Source organism: Gordonia pseudamarae (genome assembly GCF_025273675.1).
GTDB lineage: Bacteria > Actinomycetota > Actinomycetes > Mycobacteriales > Mycobacteriaceae > Gordonia > Gordonia pseudamarae.
The window spans coordinates 3906396-3928332 of the sequence record NZ_CP045809.1; the positions used below are offsets into that span (position 1 = coordinate 3906396).

Here is a 21937-nt window from a genome sequence, read left to right on the forward strand (position 1 = left end):
TCAGTTGTCACCAGGTCGATTATCGCCCAGGGCACCCGAACCGTTAATTCTATCGCCCGAACGGAGGACGGCCAGCGAGTCGGTGATAGTCCGCGACGTCAGAGTCATCACCGAACCGCTCGACCATTGCGCCAGGTTGTCACGTTCGTCGGTTGCGATGATCGGCGCGGTGCCGACCGCGTCGTCCGGCGCGGCGGTCAGCGCGTCGAGAAGCATCACCAGACGCCGGGCGAAGGTACGCATCGTCACCTCGTCGAACAGGTCGGTCGCATAGGTGAGCGATCCACCCCATTCACCGCCCGGCACCACACCGATGTTCACCGACAGGTCCCGCTGGGCAAATGTGAGCGGCGCGTCGATCGGTGTGACCCGCACACCACCGGCCTGGACACCGTCGGAGTTCTGCGCGTCCGGTGAACTCCCGCCCGTATGCACGAGCGTCAGCATCACCTGCGCCAACGGTGCGAATGCCTGCGACCGCACCGGGTCGACGGCGTCGACGACGGCCTCGAACGGTACGTCGGCGTTGGCGAAGGCGCCCAGGTCTGCCGACCGGACCTGATCGAGCAGGTCACTGAACGACATCACCGGATCGACCTCGGCCCGCAGCACCAGAGTGTTGACAAACATGCCGACGAGCGGGTCGAGCACCCGATCACCGCGCCCGGCGATCGGGGTGGCCACGGCGATGTCGTCGGTCGCGGTGAGTCTGGACAACAGCACCGCGAGCGCGGCGTGCACCGTCATGAAGGCGGTGACCCCGCGACGGGCCGACAGTTCGTCGATGCGGGCCGACACGTCGGCGGGCACGGTGAAACCGATCTGCGCACCTGCCGACGAGGCCACGATGGGCCTCGGCCGGTCTGCGGGCAGCTCGAGTACGTCGGGCAGGCCGCCGAGTTGCCGTCGCCAGTACGCCAGCTGGCCGCCGGCCACCGATTCGGGATCACGCGGGTCGCCGAGCATCGTGTGCTGCCAGATCGCGACGTCGGCGAACTGGACCTCCAGCGGCGCGAACTCCGGCGCATGTCCGGCCGACCGGGCGATGTAGGCGGTCATCACGTCGGTGACGAGCGGACGCATCGACTCACCGTCACCGACGATGTGATGAATGACCGCCGCGAACACCCATTCGGCCGGGGCGGTGCGCAGCAGCCGCACCCGGAACGCGGGCCGGCGGGCCACATCGAAGCCCGTCGACATCGCGGCGGCGACCTCGTCCTGCGAGTCGACGACCTGCCAGTCGAGGTTGGCCTGTGCCCAGTCCACATCGTGGATCTGCTGGTAGGGCTCACCGTCGACCGCAGGGAAGGTGGTGCGCAGCACCTCGTGCCGGGCCACCACATCCATCACGGCCTGCCGCAGCGCATCCACGTCCAGATCGCCCGAGACGCTGAGCGCGACCGGGATGTTGTAGGTCGCCGCCGCCGGATCGAACTGGTTGAGGAACCACATGCGCTGCTGCGCGAACGACAGCGGGATGTGTGCGGGCCGCGGGTCGGCCGCCGTGATCGGAGCCAGTGCCGCGGAGTTCCCGGCCACGGCCACAATGAGTTCCCGCACGCTCGGTGCGTCGAACACATCCCGCACCGACACCTCCACACCCAGCGCATCGGAGGCTCGGGCGGCCAGACGCATCGCCGACAGCGAGTTGCCGCCGAGGTCGAAGAACGACTCGGCCACCGACACCTCATCGACGCCGAGCAACTCGGCGAACACCGCGGCGAGGACTTGTTCCCGCCCGGTCTCAGGTGCGACGAACTCCCGATCCGCTCCGCCCGCGCCGACTGCGGGCAACGCCCTGCGATCGGTCTTTCCCGAGGCGCTGAGCGGCATGGTCTCCAGCCGAACCCACACCGACGGCACCATGAACGCGGCCAACGACGCCGATGCGTGTTCCTTGACCGCATTCAGGTCCACCGACGCCGGTGACACATATCCGACCAAGACCGCGTCCGCAGCACTACCGGTCAACGCGGCTGCGGCATGCGACACGCCCGGCGCCGACGCAAGGACGGTCTCGATCTCCCCCAGCTCCAGACGCTGACCACGCAATTTCACCTGGAAATCAGACCGGCCCACGTACATCAGCTCGCCCGAAGCCGTCCACCGCACCACATCACCGGTGCGATACAGCCTCTCGCCGGCTGAACCGTACAGATCGGCGATGAACCGTTCAGCGGTCAATCCGGGCCGCCCCGCGTAGCCGCGCGCCACCAAGTCGCCACCCAGGTACAGCTCACCGGCGACACCCACCGGAACCGGATGCAAACGCTCATCAAGCACCCGAGCCACGGTCTTCGACAGCGGCCGACCGATCGTCACCGGGACCCCCGGTGACAGCTCCGCTCGCGTCGCGTAGATCGTCGTCTCGGTCGGCCCATACTGATTCGGTACCAGCAATCCCGGCCACAGCTCGAACGCCCGACGCACCAACGCTGCCGGCATCGTCTCACCGCCAACGCACAACACCCGGAACGGAATCGCTCTGAGCGACGTGTCGGCGGCAATCTCCAGAATCGTCGCGAGCATGGACGGCACCATGATCGCCGTTGACACCTGATTCCGGACGAACAACGACACCAACTGGGCCGGATCCCGGTGTTCGTCCTGCGTGAGCATGACGAGCGGACCGCCAACGGCGACCGGCCGAAAGAACTCCAGCACCGACGGATCGAATGTGAACGAAAGGACCTGCGCGAAGACATCGCGCGCGGTTAGCTCGTTGGCTGCCACATCGTGGAGCAGATGCGTCACCACCGAGCGATGCGACACCACAACACCCTTCGGCCGACCCGTCGACCCGGAGGTGAACATCGTGTACGCCGCCGCATCCATCCGAGGCACGTGGACGACCGACTCCAGATCCGCCGCGTCGGCTCCACGTGCGGCCTCGATCACCGCCTCGTCATCGACCTCGATGAGACGGGCACCGGCACGCGCGGCCGCTTCGGCGATCTCGGCCGATACCCCACCTGCGGGCACCACAATCACCTGTGCACCCGAAGTACGCAGAATGTAGGACGCTCGATCAGTCAGTGCCTCAGGGTCGAGCGGCACGAACTGGGCACCGGACACCGCAATGGCGTATACCGCCACCGCCAGCGACGCCGACCGCGGCATGCTGACCGCAACCGCGTCCTCCGCAGCCACACCCAGCTGCTGTGCCAGCGATGTGACGGCCGATCCCAGTTCGGCGAACGACAACCTCACGTCGCCGGCGATCAGTGCCAGTTGTGACGGTGATTGCTCCACCCGCCGCACCACCAGATCCGCCAGCGTGACCTGTTCGCCGACGATCACCGGATCAGTACCGTCAGTCTCGATATCGACACCGGACTCAAGCGATGCGATCGCCGTGGCCTCTGCTTCGTCGAGCAATCCGATATCGCCGATCACCACCGACGAGTCCTTGGTCACCTCATCGAGAACCATGACCAACCTCGACACCAGAAGCTCTATCGATGCCTCGTCGAACAGGTCGGTCGCGAACCGAGCGCTACCTTGCCAGTGGCCTGCCGATGCCCGGGTGTCGATATCGATGATGAGATCGACCTGTACCGGCGCCGGTCCGGTGTCGACGGAAGAGACCACCAGTGCATCGTCAGCGGTGATTCCGTCGGCTGGGATCAGTTCCGCCCCGGCATCTTGCTGCACCGAGAACCACACCTGGGTCAGTGGCGCGAACGCTTCGGACCGTATCGGGTTGAGCGCATCGACGATCGCTTCAAAAGGCACCGCGTCGTTGGTGAATGCGGCCAGATCGGTGGCCTTGACGTCGGCAAGGATGTCATCGAACGTCGCTCCGAAATCTACGCGGGTCCGCAGGACCAGCGTGTTGACGAACATGCCGACCAGTCGATCCAGCACCGACTGACCACGACCGGCGACCGGAGTGCCGATGGTGATGTCGTCGGATCCGCTCAGTCGAGCCAGCAGCACGGCCAGTGCACCGTGCACAACCATGAACGGAGTGACGCCGTGGGCGCGGGCTGTTCGCCCGATACGTTCGGTGAGTTCTTCCGGTAGCGAGAACCCGACGTTCCCGCCGTGTTGCGAAGCCACCGGCGGACGGGGCCGATCGGTGGGCAATGCCAGGACGTCGGGGATTCCGCGCAACTGCTCACGCCAGTAAGAGAGCTGGCGGCCCACCACGGAATCGGGATCATCGGGTGAACCCAACTGCGTGTGCTGCCAGATCGCGTAGTCGGCGAACTGCACCTCCAGCGGTGCGAAGTCCGGTATCCGGCCGGCGGACCGTGCCATATAGGCGGCGATCATGTCGGTCAACAGCGGAGCAAAGGACTCCCCGTCCGCGGCAATGTGGTGCAGGACCAAGGCGAATAGCACCGAATCGCCTTCGGGGAGTACCCGAACCCGTACCGGCCAGTCGGCAGTGAGATCGAATCCGGTTGTGGCAGCGGCGACCAGATCGGCCTCCGAATCGACTACCGACCAGATGTGACGAGCATCGAACTCGTTCACATCACCGATGTGCTGCCACGGCACTCCGGCCTCTGCCGGGAACGTCGTGCGCAACACCTCCTGTCTGGACAGCACATCGATGACAGCCAACCGCAGCGCTTCGAGGTCCAGTCGGGTATCGACCTCCCTGGCCGCACCAAACCGGAGTACTGCGGGCATGTTGTACGCGGCCGATCCCGGATTGAACTGGTTGATGAACCACATCCGCTGCTGCGCGAACGACAACGGAATCCGTTGCGGCCGGGGCACGGTAGCGGTGATCGGGGCCAGAGCGGTGCCGTGACCGGAGGTCGCGGCGATCAGTTCCCGAACACTCGGTGCGGAGAACACATCACGCACCGACACCTCCACACCCAGGGCATCGGAGGCTCGGGCGGCCAGGCGCATCGCCGACAACGAGTTGCCGCCGATATCGAAGAACGACTCGGTCACCGACACCTGCTCGACGCCGAGCAGGTGTGCGAACACCGCGGCCAGCGAGGTTTCGGAGTCGGTCGCCGGGGCGACGTATCCTGCCGCAACCGCACCGAAGTCGGGTGCGGGCAGAGCCCGGCGATCCAGCTTGCCCGCCGAGTTCAGCGGCACCTCATCGAGCAGCATCCACACCGACGGCACCATGTACGACGGCAACGATTGTGCCGCAGCGGACTTCACCGCTTCGACATCGATGTCGGCCGGGGCCAGATACGCCACCAGATGATCGGCGCCGGTCTCGGTCGCGGCGACGGTCGCCGCCGCGTGCACCACACCCGGCACCGCCGCCAACACCGCCTCGATCTCACCGAGCTCGATGCGCTGACCACGCAACTTCACCTGGAAATCAGTACGACCCAGATACTCGATCTCACCAGCGGTGTTCCACCGCACCAGATCACCGGTCCGGTACAGCCGTGAACCGGGCTCACCGTACGGATCGGCGACAAACCGTTCAGCACTCATCCCCGGCTGCCCCGCATAACCACGAGCGATCTGGACGCCACCGAGGTACAACTCGCCGGGGATACCCACAGGTACCGGCCGCAGACGGTTGTCCAGGACCAGGGTTTCGGTATTCCACACCGGCGCACCAATAGTCACCACGCCGGGCGCGGAACTCACATCGGACCACGCCACCTCAACCGCAGCCTCAGTCGGACCGAACAGATTATGAATACCCACCCACGGCCACACCTCGTGCACCTGAGCCACCACAGCCGCCGGCAAAGCCTCACCCGAAGCAAACACCCACTTCAAGCTCGTCAACTGCGCCAACCGGTCACGATCGACCACATCAACAAACACCGACAACATCGACGGCACAAAATGCACCGAGGTTGCCTGAGTTTCAGCGATCAGACCCGCGATGTACTCCGGATCCGCATGACCACCCGGACGCGCAATCACCACCTGAGCGCCCGTGAACAACGGCGCAAACAACTCCGGCACCGACACATCGAACGTGTACGGCGTCTTCTGAATCACCCTGTCGCCCACACCCCACGCAAACGCATCCAACCCCCACCACAAACGGTTCAGCACCGCACGATGCGACACCGTCACACCCTTCGGCCGACCCGTCGAACCCGACGTGAACAACGTGTACAACGCGTTATCCAACGACAACGGAGCCAGACGATCAGCATCAGTGACCGGCGGTGCCGTCAGATCCACCTCGGCATCACACGAGACGACGATGGTACGGACATTCCCGGCCCGCCAGGTTTCGACGCCACTCGCTTGCGCTCGCGGCACCTCAACCGACGAGGTTGCCCCATTGCCGGTTGAGGCGTGAGGAGCGTCAGCGACGAGCCTCGAAACCACGTGAGATGACGTGTCCGACACCAGGACAACACCCACACCAGCAGTCTCGAGCATGAACCGCACCCGATCAGCCGGAGCATCCGTGGCGATCGGCACATACTGACCACCGGCAGCAACGACGGCGTGAATAGCCACCACCATCTCCACCGAGCGGTCGATACACACACCAACAGCCGCATCCGGCCCCACCCCGACCGCAATCAACTCACGGGCAAGCACACCCGTACGCGCCGACAACTCGGCATAAGAGACACCACGCCCCTCAAACCACAACGCCGACAACTCAGGAGTCGAAGCAGCCCGCGCCACAAGAGCATCAGCAACGGTACCGGCCGGAACCGTGGTGACCGGGCCGGTCCCGGACGCGACCGCGGCGTCGAGAACGTCGGCGGAAGCCAACACCATGTCCGCCGTCAGGCCGTCCGGATCAGCGGCGATCGCATCGAGGATCGACACCAGCGCACCGGCGAACACCTGCACCTGAGCTTCGGTGAACGCGGCAGGCAGGTACTTCAGGCGCAGCAGTAGGCCGTCGCCCTCGGGCATGGTCACCATGTTGAGCGGGTAGTGCGTGGAGTCGCTGAAGTCGGCCGAACGCACCGCCAGACCACCTGCCCCCGATGCGCCGGCGTTCTCGATGGCCGCCGCATCCACCGGATACGACTCGTGCACCACGAGCGTGTCGAAGCCGATCCGGCTTCCGGATGTCGCAGCGATGTCGGGCAGCGAAAGGTGCTGATAGTCGAGCACCTTCACCTTGTCGGACTGCACCCGCCGCAGCACCTGCGCGATCGTCGCCGACGGATCGACGTCGACCACCGCGGGCAGGGTGTTGATGAACAGGCCCACCATCGATTCGACCCCGTCGAGGTCTGCGGGGCGTCCGGAGACGGTCTCACCGAAGGTGACCACCTGGTTGCCGGTGATCCGCGACAGCAGCACCGCCCACGCGGCCTGCAGCACGGTGGCCAGGGTGGCGCCGTGTTCGCGGGCCACCGCTTCGACGCGGGTGATCAGCTCACCGTCGATAACGGTTTCGCTGTCGCGCGGCAGCAGGGCTTCGCTGGCCTCGACGGCTCCGGCGACCAGCGTCGGGCCCTCGACCGGCGCGAGTACCTCGCGCCAGGCCTGTACTCCGGCGGCTTCGTCGCGGTGCGCGATGAGCCGCAGGTAGTCACCGAAGTCGGTGGGCCGGGTGCCGGTGAACGGCTTGCCGGTGGCGTATAGCGACAGCAGATCGGCCATCACCAGCGGACCCGACCAGCCGTCGAGGATCAGGTGATGGTTGGTGACGATCAGCGTCGACGACGCGCCGTAGTGCACGAGAACGAACCGCAGCAGCGGCGGTACGGCCAGGTCGAACGGCAGCACCCGCTGCTGCGTCGCGATCTCCGAGACACGGCGCGATGCGGCATCGTCGGTGATGTCGCCGAGATCGATCTCGGACCACGGCACCGTCACCTGCTCGGGCACCACCGACACCACCGCCCCGGAGTCGGTCAGCACGAAGCCGGACCGCAGCACCCGGTGCTGGGCGACCAGGCCGTCGGCGGCACTACGCAACCGGGCCGTGTCGATGTCGCCGAGCGCGACGACAGACTGGGCGACGTACACGTCGACGCCGGCGTCGGTGGCGGCGGCCAGTTCGGCCTCGAAGAACAGGCCACGCTGCAGTGGTGCGAGCGGCCACACGTCGGCGGTCGGGTACCGCTGCGCCAGGGCGTCGAGATCGGCCTGCCCGATGTCGGTCCCCGGAACGTCCGACGGCGACAGACCGGGATCGTTGCCGGCGGCGACGAAGGCGGCGATGTCGGCCAGTTCCGCCGACCAGCGTGCGGTCAGGTCTGCCACGTCGGCCTCGCCGATGACACCGGCCGGGTAGCTGACGGTGGCACTGAGCCGGCGTCCGCCGTCGACTCCGACGGTGGCGACGTTGATGTTGAGAACCCCCTGGGCCACCATGCCGCCGGCGGGCGAACCCGGGTAGCCGGGGCCTTCGGCACCCATGAACGGCAGCGGCTCGGTCGCGGCGGCTGTCGACGATCCCCCCGTCGTTCCGCTGGCCCGGGATGTTCCGCCGCTACCGGCACCCAGATAGTTGAACACGATCGACGGCAGCGGACGGGCTGCGAGCTCTGTCGCGGCGCCGTAACGCAGCGGGCCGAATCCGATGCCGGAGTACGGCTGTGCGAGCCGTTCCTCCTTGGCGGCCTTCACCGCGTGTACCGCGTCGGCGGCCGGGTCGAGGTTGAGCGGTGCGATACTGGTGAACCAGCCGACCGACCGCGACAGGTCGGCCCGCACCGGGTCCGGCCCGGCTTCGAGGACTTCCTCGTACCGTCCGTGGCCTTCGGCGAGCACCGACACGGGGTTGTCGTCGACGATGCCGTGATCGCGCTGCCACGAGCGCACGGCCCGCGCGAGTGCGGCCAGCAGCACATCACTCACGTTGGACCGGAACGCTTCTGGCGCGGCCGTGAGGACCGTTTCGGTGACGGTGGCGTCGACGAAACCGGTGTGCGCGCGCAGCGTGCTGACGCGATCACGCGCCCGGTCGACCGTGGCGCCGAGATCGGTGGGCCGCTCGGGCAGCCGTTCGAGCCAGTAACCGACCTCACCGGTGTGCTCACCGGCACGCTCGGCGATGGCAGTGGCCCACGCGCGCTGCGAGGTGGTGTTGACCCGCAACCGGTACGGATGGCCCTGAGAACGCTGGGCCCACAGGGTGACGAGATCCTCGATGATCGCCTGCCATGACACCGCGTCCACGCTCAGGTGATGGATCGTGAGCACGATCCGCCCGACGCCTGCCGCGTCGGTATCATCCCCCGTCGCCGCGCTCGCCCCGGTCACCAGTACCGCCTGCACCATGCTGCCGGTGGCCGGGTCGAGGCGGCCCGCCCCCAGTCGGTGGGCGCGGGTGAGGTCGGCCGAGAATCCGGCGGTACCGACGGCGTGTTCGGAGTTGATCACGGACACCGCTGCGGCGGCATCGAAGTCGGCACCGGCGAACAACTGCCACGCGGCTGCGACCGCGAGGTCGTGTCGTGGGGCGTCGAGGCTCGCCGACGGCACCATCGCAGCGGACAGCATCGGATGATGCGCGACCAGTTCGGCCACCAGCTCGGTGAGCACCTCGACGGTCAGATCCCGCGGCGCGGCCAGGGTGACCGCCTGGTTGAAGTCGGCGAAATCGGTTGCGCTGTCCGAATGCTCAAGCATCCACGAGACGATCGCGGGTAGCGGCATCGCGCCCACCGCCCCACCTTCGGGCTCGGCCAGCTCAGGCAGACGCGCCGAGGTATCGGTGATCGCCGCAGCCATCCCCCGCACCGTGCGCCGCTCAAAAATCTCCCGCGGCGACAGATCGAACCCGGCCGCCCGCACCGCCGAAGCCAGCTGAATCGACATGATCGAGTCACCACCGAGCGCGAAGAACGACTCGGTGGCACTGACCCGGTCCACACCGAGCAGGCCCGCGACGACAGAGGCGAGGAGCTCTTCCACCGCACCGAGCGGGGCGACGAAGTCGGCACTCACCGCACCGAAGTCGGGTGCGGGCAGAGCCCGGCGATCCAGCTTGCCCGCCGAGTTCAGCGGCACCTCATCGAGCAGCATCCACACCGACGGCACCATGTACGACGGCAACGATTGTGCCGCAGCGGACTTCACCGCTTCGACATCGATGTCGGCCGGGGCCAGATACGCCACCAGATGATCGGCGCCGGTCTCGGTCGCGGCGACGGTCGCCGCCGCGTGCACCACACCCGGCACCGCCGCCAACACCGCCTCGATCTCACCGAGCTCGATGCGCTGACCACGCAACTTCACCTGGAAATCAGTACGACCCAGATACTCGATCTCACCAGCGGTGTTCCACCGCACCAGATCACCGGTCCGGTACAGCCGTGAACCGGGCTCACCGTACGGATCGGCGACAAACCGTTCAGCACTCATCCCCGGCTGCCCCGCATAACCACGAGCGATCTGGACGCCACCGAGGTACAACTCGCCGGGGATACCCACAGGTACCGGCCGCAGACGGTTGTCCAGGACCAGGGTTTCGGTATTCCACACCGGCGCACCAATAGTCACCACGCCGGGCGCGGAACTCACATCGGACCACGCCACCTCAACCGCAGCCTCAGTCGGACCGAACAGATTATGAATACCCACCCACGGCCACACCTCGTGCACCTGAGCCACCACAGCCGCCGGCAAAGCCTCACCCGAAGCAAACACCCACTTCAAGCTCGTCAACTGCGCCAACCGGTCACGATCGACCACATCAACAAACACCGACAACATCGACGGCACAAAATGCACCGAGGTTGCCTGAGTTTCAGCGATCAGACCCGCGATGTACTCCGGATCCGCATGACCACCCGGACGCGCAATCACCACCTGAGCGCCCGTGAACAACGGCGCAAACAACTCCGGCACCGACACATCGAACGTGTACGGCGTCTTCTGAATCACCCTGTCGCCCACACCCCACGCAAACGCATCCAACCCCCACCACAAACGGTTCAGCACCGCACGATGCGACACCGTCACACCCTTCGGCCGACCCGTCGAACCCGACGTGAACAACGTGTACAACGCGTTATCCAACGACAACGGAGCCAGACGATCAGCATCAGTGACCGGCGGTGCCGTCAGATCCACCTCGGCATCACACGAGACGACGATGGTACGGACATTCCCGGCCCGCCAGGTTTCGACGCCACTCGCTTGCGCTCGCGGCACCTCAACCGACGAAGGCGACACCTCCACCGACGAAGAGAACGTCTCAACCTGCGAAGAGGTCACCTCCACCGACGAGGTTGCCCCATTGCCGGTTGAGGTGCGAGGAGCGTCAGCGACGAGCCTCGAAACCACGTGAGATGACGTGTCCGTCACCAACACCACACCCACACCGGCGGTGTCCAGCATGTACTGGACACGATCAGCCGGAGCATCGGTGGCGATCGGGACGTACTGGCCACCGGCGGCGACCACCGCGTGGATTGCCACGACCATCTCCACCGAGCGGTCGATACACACACCCACAGCCACATCCGGCCCCACCCCAGCCGCAATCAACTCACGCGCAAGCACACCCGTACGCGCCGACAACTCGCCATAAGAGACACTGCGCCCCTCAAACCACAACGCCGACAACTCAGGAGTCGAAGCAGACCGCGCCACAAGAGCATCAGCAACGGTACCGGCCGGAACCTGTGCGACCGGGCCACGTTCGAGTTCGGCTACCTGCGCCCGACGGGTGTCGGTGAGCAGGTCGATGTCGGCGAGTACGCGGTCATCGCCCATGGCGAACGATGTCAGGATCTGTACCAGCGCATCCGAATATTGCTGCACGTGTTCGGCACTGAACGCCGACGGCAGGTACTTGAGGTCGACGGCGAGGCCGTCGGCGACCGGTGCGGTGATCATGTTCAGCGGGTAGTGCGTGGCATCGGTGGCCTCGATGCCGACGATCTCCAGACCGCCGACTGCACCGGCGTCCGCGGTCGAGAGCGAGTCGGTGTTGATCGGGTACGACTCGTGCACCATCAGGGTGTCGAACGATGCCGCCACTCCCGCGGCCGCGAAGATCTTCGGCAACGGAATGTGCTGGTAGTCGAGCACCTTCACCTTGTCGGCCTGCAGAGCTTCGAGGAGTCCGCCCACGGTCCGGGCCGGGTCGACGTCGACGACCACCGGCAGGGTGTTGATGAACAGACCCACCATCGACTCCACGCCGGTGAGTTCGGCCGGGCGTCCGGAGACGGTCTCACCGAAGGTGACCACCTGGTTGCCGGTGATCCGCGACAGCAGCACCGCCCACGCGGCCTGCAGAGCGGTGGCCAGAGTGGCGTTGTGTTCGCGAGCAACCGCTTCGAGACGCTCGAGCGCATCCGCGGGGAGAAGCGCGTGCAGCTTGCGCGGCATCGCCTCGACGGTGGCTTCGGCACCCGGTGCGACGAAGGTGGCGCCGTCGGCGCGGCCGACGATCTGCCGCCAGACGTCGAGCCCGGTGTCACCCTTGCGCGCGACGGACATCACGTAGTCGGCGAAGTCCGTGCTCTCCGGAGCGGCGCCGGTGAAGGTCGAACCGGTGGCGTACAGGGCCAGCAGGTCGGCGAGCACCAGCGGTCCGGACCAGCCGTCGAACAGAATGTGGTGGTTGGTGATGACCACACTCATCCCGTCGGCGTGGGTCACCACGATCACCCGCAGCAGCGGGGCCGCGGCCATGTCGAACGGCACCGTCTTCTGGGCGGCGGCGATGCCGGCGACCCTGGTCCGGGCTTCTTCTCCGGCGAGAGCGCCGAGGTCGACGATCTGCCACGGCACCCGCACCGACGTCGGGACCACGGCGACGACGGCACCGCTGTCGGTGCGCACGAACGCCGAGCGCAGCACCCGATGCTGGTCGACCAGGGTGTCGACGGCCCGGTGCAGACGGTCCAGGTCGACGCCCGGCCCCAGGTCGAGTACGGCCTGCGTCAGGTAGACGTCGAGCGCATGCTCGTCAGCCATCTCGGCCTGGAAGTACAGACCACCCTGCAGCGGCGACAACGGCCATACATCGGCGCCCGGGAACCGCTCGGCCAGCGCGTCGAGGTCGGCCTGCGTGACGGCGGCACCCGGAACGTCGGACGGCGACAGCCCTGGCGAGCCGGCGGCGACCGCGTCGACGACCGCGGCCAGCTCGGCCGACCACCGGTCCATCAGTTCCCGCACGGCGTCGGCGCCCAGGACCGCTTCGGGGAAGGCGATGGTCGCGGTCAGGCAGCGCCGGCCGTCGACGATGTCGGTACCGGCGTTGATCGCGAGAATCGCCTGCGCGGCCATCGCTCCGGCGGGCGAGGCCGCGAAGCCCGGGTTGGGCACGCCGGTGAACGGTGACGGCTCCCGGCCGGGTTCGGTGGCCGACCGGCCACCGGCGCCGAGATAGTTGAACAGGATCGACGGCAACGGCCGCTGCGCGAGTTCGGCGGTTGTGGCCGCCCGGTAGCGCAGCCAGCCGAAACCGATGCCCGAATCCGGTTGTCCCAAACGTTCTTCCTTGGCCGCCTTGACGGCATGGAGCACATCATCGGCGGGGTCTATCGACACCGGGGCGATGGTGGTGAACCAGCCGACCGACCGGGACAGGTCGGCGCGCCGCGGATCTGCTCCGGTCTCGAGGACCTCTTCGTTGCGGCCGTGGCCTTCGAGGAGGATCGAGACGGGTGCGTGGTCGGCGATAGCGTGATCGTGCTGCCAACCGCGGACCGCCCGCGCGAACGTACCGAGCAGCACGTCGTTGACGTTGCCGCCGGAAGCCTTGCTGCTGAATGCTTCCGGAACCGTGGTCAGCACGGCTTCGGTGACATCGGGGTCGACGGTGTGCGTGAGCGACACCGCCGTCGACGCCCGGTCCCGGCTACGGTCCAGGGGCGCACCGAAGTCGGTGGGCCGCTGCGGCAACCGGTCCAGCCAGTATCCGGTCTCGGCTTCACGTTCGCCGATACGCTCGGCCAGCGCCGCGGACCAGGCCCGCAGCGAGGTTCCGGTGTCACGCAGGTGCAGCGGATGACCGGCCGAATGCTGTGCCCACAGCGTGACCAGGTCCTCGATGATCGCCGCCCACGACACCGCATCGGTACCGAGGTGATGGATCACGGTGACGATGCGGCCCACACCATCTGCGGAGGCCAACACCACCAGTTCGATGATCCGGCCGGTCGCCGGGTCCAGACGACCGGCTGCGGCGGCGTGCGCGGCCACCAAGTCGTCGTCGAAGCCACTGCTGCCCAACGCATGTGCGGAAGTCATCGCCGAGATAGCGGATGCGGCATCGAATTCGGTGCCCGCGGTCAGTGCCCAGTCACCGCCGGTTCGGGTCAGACGCGCCGACAGCATCGGATGCTGCGCGACCAGCACGGCGAGCAGTTCGGCGAGCACGTCGACGGACACACCGCGCGGTGCGGCGAGCACCACGGCCTGGTTGAAGTCGGCGAAGTCGGCCGGAATGTCGGCGTATTCGGTCATCCACGACACGATCGGCGGGATCACCATATCGCCCGCGCCACCACCGTCCGGCTCGGCCAGTTCCGGCAGATGTGCGCTCGGATCGGTCATCGCCGCCGCCATCGCGCGGACGGTTCGGTGTTCGAAGATGTCGCGCGGGGAGAGGGCGAATCCCGCCGCCCGCATCGCCGAGGCCAACTGGATCGACATGATGGAGTCGCCGCCGAGGGCGAAGAACGATTCGGTGACCGACACCCGGTCGGCGCCGAGCAGACCGCCCACCACGGAGGCGAGCAGTTCCTCGACCGCGCCGAGCGGTGCGACGTAATCGCCGGTGAGCGCTCCGAAGTCGGGTGCGGGCAGGGCCTTGCGGTCGAGTTTGCCGGAACTGCCCAGCGGCACGTCGTCGAGCATGTTCCACACGGTGGGCACCATGTAGGCGGGCAGCGCGGCCTCGGCCGCCGCCTGCACCTGGGTGAGGTCCACACCGGACGGCGACAGGTAGGCGACGAGGTGCTGGGCACCCGCGTCGGTGGTGGCGACGGTTGCCGCCGCATGCACCACACCCGGTACCGATGCCAGCACGGCCTCGATTTCCCCGAGTTCCAGACGCTGACCGCGCAACTTCACCTGGAAGTCGGTGCGGCCCAGATATTCCAGCTGACCGTCGCGGCCCCACCGGACCAGGTCGCCCGTGCGGTACAGCCGGCCGCCGCCCGTGTTGAACGGGTCGGCCACAAAACGTTCGGCGGTCAGATCCGTGCGTGCCGCATAGCCACGTGCCACCTGCACGCCACCGAGATACAACTCACCCGGCACACCCACCGGTGTCGGACGCAGACGGGCATCCAGCACCAGCGTCGTGGTGTTCGGCACCGGAACACCGATCGGGATCACGGTATCCCCGTGACGCACCTCGTACGCGGTCACGTCGACCGCGGCCTCCGTCGGGCCGTACAGGTTCACCAGCCGCGCCGACGGGATCGCCGTCAGCAGTGCCCGCGCCGGCTGCGCGGTGAGTGCTTCACCGGAGGTGAACACCACACCGAGCGACACCAGATCCGCCAGACGATCGGCGCCCAGCATGTCGACGAACGCCGACAGCATCGACGGCACGAAGTGCATCACCGACACCCGCCGCCTCTCGACGAGATCGGCCACGTACGCCGGGTCACCGTGACGGTCCGGCTCGGCGATCACCAGCGTCGCGCCGGCCATCAACGGCAGGAACAGCTCCCACACCGACACATCGAATGTGGTCGGTGTCTTCTGAACATAGACGTCCGCCGACGACAGCCCGTACCAGTCGGCCATCCAGGCCAGACGGTTCCGCACCGAACGATGCGACACCGTCACCCCCTTCGGACGACCCGTCGAACCCGAGGTGAACAACGTGTACAAGGCCGTATCCGCCATAATCGGCGCGATCCGATCGGCATCGGTCACCGGGGCAACCGACAGATCTGCCGCACCGTCACACGACACGACGATGGTGCGGACGCTCTCGGCCTGCGAGGTTTCGAGGCCCGTACCTCGCACCTCAACCGATGAACCATCACTACCGGCCGAAGTCGCACGTCGCACCTCAGACGAACCATCACTACCGGCCGAAATCGCACGTCGCACCTCAACCGACGAGCTGTTGCCGCCGGTTGAGGTGTGAGGAGCGTCAGCGACGAGCCTCGAAACCACGTGGGATGACGTGTCCGTCACCAACACGATCCGTACACCGGCGGTATCGAGCATGTACCGCACACGATCGGCCGGAGCATCGGTCGCGATCGGCACGTACTGGCCACCCGCGGCGACCACCGCGTGAATCGCCACCATCATCTCGACACTGCGGTCGATCACCACACCGACAGCCACATCGGGAGCCACACCGGCCGCGATCAGCTCACGCGCAAGCGTAGTGACCCGCGCACCGAACTCGGCGAACGAGACAACCCGGTCCCCGAACACCACAGCGGTCGCATCCGGGACCGACACCACCTGCGCGGCAACAGCATCGGCGATCGATCCGGCCGGAACCGGGATCGTCTCGCCGGCCGAGGCCGCCAGGACGGCGGTGTCGTCGCCGGTGAGCGCGATGTCGCCGACCGCGACTGTGGGGTCGGCGGTGACGGCGTCGAGGATCCGGACGAGCCGCTCAACCATCGTCGCCACGGTGTCGGCGTCGTACAGATCGGTGGCGAAGATCGCGGCGATCGGCCAGCCCTGACCGGCCGCGCCCGAGGACACCTCGAACGACAGGTCGAGCTGGGCGGCGGTCCGGGTGGGCAGTGCACCGACCTGCAGACCGGCGACCGACACCCCCGCATCGGCGACCGAGGCCGCCGGATCGAACGACAGCATCACCTGCGCGAGCGGCGAGAATGCCTCGCTGCGAACGGGGTCGAGTGCCTCCACCAGCGACTCGAACGGCAGATCGGCGTGGCCGAAGGCATCCAGGTCGGTGACCCGGACTCGGCCCAGGAAGTCGGCGAAGGATTCACCCGGGGCGATCTGCGTACGCAGTACCAGGGTGTTGACGAACATCCCGACCAGCGGGTCAAGCACCCGGTCGCCTCGACCGGCGATCGGGGTGGCGACGGCGATGTCGTCGGTTGCCGACAGCCGCGACAGCAGCGTCGCGAAGCCGGCGTGGACGACCATGAACGGGGTGACACCGTACCGCTGGGCGATGGCGACGATGCGGTCACCGATCTCGGCGGGGATCTCGGTGTTGACGACGTCTCCGCGGTGGGAAGCGACCTGCGGCCGCGGACGGTCCGCCGGCAGTTCCAGAACGTCGGGCAGGCCGGCGAGCTGGGTGGTCCAGTAGCCCAGTTGGCGGCCGACCACCGAATCGGCGTCGTCGGCGCTACCGAGCACTTCATGCTGCCAGATCGCGAAGTCCGCGAACTGCACGGCCAGTGGCTCCCACTGCGGCGCCTGCCCGTCGACGCGGGCGCTGTATGCGGTGACGATGTCGGTGACCAGCGGCAGCATGGATTCGCCGTCTGCGCCGATGTGGTGGACGATCACCGCCAGCAGGTGTTCCTGCTCGCCCTGCGCGAGCAGGCGCACCCGCAGCGGCCATTCCCGGCTCACATCGAAACCGGTTGTCGCCGAGGCGAACAGATCGGCCTCAGAGTCCGCCGTCCGCCAGATCGCACGCTCGTCAAACTCGCCGATCGCACCGATCGACTGGTGCGGCTTGCCGTCCGCTGACGGGAACGAGGTCCGCAGCACCTCGTGCCGGGCAACCACATCGAGCACGGCTACGCGCAGCGCCGCGGTATCGAGTTCACCGGTGAGCCGCAGGACCGCGGGTAGGTTGTAGGTGGCCTCGGTCGGATCGAACTGGTTGATGAACCACATCCGCTGCTGCGCGAACGACAGCGGAATACGCTGCGGCCGAGGATCGACCGCGACGACCGGGGCGAGGGCCGCGGCGTGGTCGGCGGTCGCGGCGATCAGCTCGCGGATCGACGGAGCGCCGAAGATGTCGCGGACGGACACCTCCACACCCAGCGCCTCGCCGGCACGGGCCGCCAGGCGCATCGCCGACAGTGAATTGCCGCCGAGGTCGAAGAACGACTCGGTGACCGACACCTGCTCCATCCCGAGAAGCTGCCCGAACACGTCGGCCAGCAACCGTTCGGTATCGGTGTCCGGAGCGACGTAGTCGGCCGTCAACGAACCGAAGTCCGGCGCAGGCAGAGCGCGACGATCGATCTTGCCCGCGCTGTTGAGCGGCACCTCGTCCAGCACATTCCAGACCGTCGGCACCATGAACACCGGCAAGGTCTGCGCCACAGACGCTCTCACCGCATCCACGTCGACGCTGCCCGGCGACAGGTACGCCACCAGATGCTGAGCGCCGGATTCAGTCGAGGACACCGTGGCCGCGGAGTGCCGCACGCCCGGTGCCGCGGCAAGTGCCGCTTCCACCTCGCCGAGTTCCAGGCGCTGGCCGCGCAGCTTCACCTGGAAGTCCGAACGGCCCAGGTAGGTCAGTCGGCCATCGGCATCCCACACAGCCAGGTCACCCGTGCGATACAGCCGCCGGCCCGGCTCCCCCGTCGGATCGGCGACGAACCGCTCCGCGGTCAGGCCGGCCTGTCCGGCGTAGCCACGCGCGACCTGCGCACCACCCAGATACAGCTCACCGGGGATTCCCACCGGCACCGGATGCAGCCGCTCATCGAGCACGTATGCCCGGATACCGGCCAGGGGGCGGCCGATGGTTACCTGCGGCACCGCCGGATCGTACTGATCGATCGTGGAGAAGATCGTCGTCTCGGTCGGTCCGTACTGGTTGTACAACCGCGCCCACGGCCAGGCGTCCGCCACAGCCGCGGCCACGGCCGGCGGCAAGGTGTCACCACCGGTATTGATCCGACGCAGGGTCGCGGCCCAACTCCGGTCGTCCGCGGTCACCTCGACCATCACCGCCAGCATCGGCGGCACGATCATCATGGTGGTCACGCCCCGGCCACGCACGGCAGTCTCGATCGCCCGCGGATCACGGTGGGCGCCTGGTGCCAACAACACCAGCGGCGCCCCCGTCGTCACCGGCCGCAGGATCTCCAACACCGCCGGATCGAACGTGTATTCCAGCGTCTGCAGGAAGATGTCGGACTCGTCGAGACGGTAGTACTGGATGTCCGCGATCACTTCCGTCAGCAGCGCACCGTGCGACACGGTCACGCCCTTGGGCCGGCCCGTCGAACCCGACGTGAAGATTGTGTAAGCGGCGGTCTCCGCATGCACGCGACCGCGCCGGTCCGCGACCCCGATCAGCGGTGTCGCCGGGTCGACCGTGCCCGAGCAATCCACGGCGACAACCGACTCGATAGCCGCTCCGGCCACAGTGGCCGGTGCGTCAGGACCGGTGACGATCACCGACACGTCCGCCGTCGCGGTGATGTACTCCACCCGGTCGGCGGGCGCCGCGGGGTCGATGGGCACGAACTGGCCACCGGCGGCGAGCACCGCGTGCACCGCCACGATCATCTCCACCGAACGCGGCAGCATCAGGCCGACCGCGGCGTCCGGCCCGATACCGAGCGAAATCAGTTCACGGGCAAGGACACTCACCCTGGCACCGAGCTCGGCGTACGAGACGGACCGGTCGCCGAACCACAGCGCCGTCGCCTCCGGGGTCGCCGACACCCGATTCGCGAGCAGGTCGACGATCGTGTCCCCTCCGACCACCTGCGGGGCCTCCGCAAGCGCGGGCCCATCGGCAAATCCCAGCACCGTGTCGAGCGTTCCCGACGAAGCCAGGGCGATATCGGCGGTCAATGTCTGCGGTTCCGCCGCGATCACCCGCAGAATCTGCGTGAACACCTCGGCGAACACCTCGACCTGAGTTGCGGTGAACGCGGCCGGCAGATACGCCAGCCGCACCGCGAGCCCGCCGCCGGCGGCGGGTGAGGTACCGAGATTGAGCGGGTACTGGGTCGAGTCGGTGAACTGTGCCGATCGAATGCCCAGCTCACCACCTGAACCGTCGGCGCCCTGCTGACCGGCGGCCGACAGCGATTGCGCGTCGACCGGGTACGACTCGTGCACCGCCAGGGTGTCGAACCCGACGGATACACCTGTGCCCCTGATGATGTCGGGAAGGCTCAGGTGCTGGTAGTCCAGCACCGCGACCTTGTCGTCCTGCACTGCCGCCAGCACCTGCGCGATACTCGCGGACGGGTCGACGTCGACCACCGCGGGCAGGGTGTTGATGAAGAGGCCGACCATCGTCTCGACACCGGCCAATTCGGCGGGGCGTCCGGACACCGTCTCGCCGAACGTGACGACCCGATTACCGGTCAGCCGCGACACCAGCACACCCCACGCCACCTGCAGTGCGGTCGCCAGGGTCGCACCGTTGGCGCGTGCCGATTCCTCCACCCCGGACACCAGTTCGGCGTCGAGGAAGGTGTGCACCTCCTGCGGCAGTACGTCGGTGCTGCCGGTCTGCCCGGCCGCCACCAGCGTCGGTCCGTCGACCTTGTCCAGCACCTTCTTCCACGCGGCCATGCCGACCGCTTCGTCACGACGTGAGATCAGGTCGAGGTAGTCACCGAAATCGGCGCTCTGCACACCGGTGAACGGCTGTCCCGTCGCATACAGGGCCAGCAGGTCTGCCATCACCAGCGGGCCGGACCAGCCGTCGAGGATCAGATGGTGATTGGTAACCACCAGCGTCGACGCCCCACCGTGCCGGATCAGCACGAACCGCAACAGCGGCGGTGCGGTCAGGTCGAACGGGACGAGTCGCTGCTGCTGAGCGATCTCTGAAATACGTTCGGCTACAACGTCATCTGCCGCGTCTGCCAGATCCAGCTCCGTCCACGGCAGGGTGGCGTCGGCGGGCACCACCGACACCGCCGCACCACTCGCCGTCAGCACGAACCCTGCCCGCAGCGCCCGGTGCGTGGTCAGCAACCGGGACGCGGCCTCGCGTAGCCGATGCGCGTCGATCGCCCCGACGGTGACGACACCCTGCGCCACATACACATCGACAGCAGCATCGGACGCACTGGCGAGTTCGGACTCGAAGAACAGGCCGCGCTGCAGTGGCGCGAGTGGCCACACGTCCGCACCCGGATACCGGGTCGCGAGCAGGTCCAGGTCGGCCTGGGTGATGTCGGTGCCGGGTACGTCGGATGGCGAGAGACCGGGATCCGCGCCGTCGGCGACGGATGCTGCAACTGCCCCGAGTTCGGTTGTCCAGCGGTCCATCAGGTCGCGGATGTCGTCCTCGGCGAACACGCCGCGCGGGTAGGTGACGGACGCGCCGAGACGGCGCTGCCCGGCGACAGTACCGACGTTGGCGTTGATAGTGAGCGCACCCTGCGCGACCATGCCGCCGGCCGGCGACGGTGAGAGTCCCGGTCCGGCCGCACCGCCGAATGCGAGCGGTTCGGCGTCGGATCCGCTGCCACCCGCGCTCGCGCCGAGGTAGTTGAACACCACCGACGGCAGCGGGCGGGTTGCGAGTTCACTGTCGGCGTGCGGGCCGTAGCGCAGCCAGCCGAAGCCGATTCCCGAATCCGGTTGTCCCAGACGTTCTTCCTTGGCCGCCTTGACCGCGTGCACGATGTCGGCGCCCGGGTCGAGGGACAGCGGTGCGATGGAGGTGAACCAGCCGACGGTACGCGACAGGTCGGCCCGGGCCGGGTTGCTCCCTGATTCGAGGACGTCCTCATAACGGCCGTGGCCTTCGATGAGAACTGAGACGGGCGCATCATCGACGATGCCGCGGTCGCGCTGCCAGGACCGAACGGCCCGGGCGAAGGCACCGAGGAGTGCGTCGGACACGTTGGCGCCGTAGGCTTCCGGCACCGTCGTCACCAATGGTTCGGTGATTTCCGCGGCCACCTGGTGCAGATAGGTGTCCGAGGTCGAGACACGATCGCGGGTCCGGTCCGGTGCGGTGCCGAAGTCGGTGGGCCGCTGCGGGAGTCGTTCCAGCCAGTACCCGGTTTCACCGGCGTGGTCACCGGAGCGTTCGGCCAGTGCGGTGATCCATGCCCGCTGCGAGGTGGTGGTTGCCCGCAACTGGTACGGCTGCCCCTGCGAACGCTGAGCCCACAGGGTGACCAGGTCCTCGATGATGGCCTGCCACGACACGGCGTCGACGCCGAGGTGATGGATCGCGAGC

At 67.4% G+C, this 21937-nt stretch carries 1 protein-coding gene (running past one end of the window); it reads right to left on the bottom strand.

Annotated elements, in window-relative coordinates:
* Positions 1-21937: the final stretch of a non-ribosomal peptide synthase/polyketide synthase gene (locus tag GII31_RS17225; RefSeq protein WP_260840072.1), read on the bottom strand. 37982 nt of this gene lie beyond the right edge of the window; the window shows 21937 of its 59919 coding nt (coding positions 37983-59919); the start codon falls outside the window, past its right edge; its stop codon occupies positions 1-3.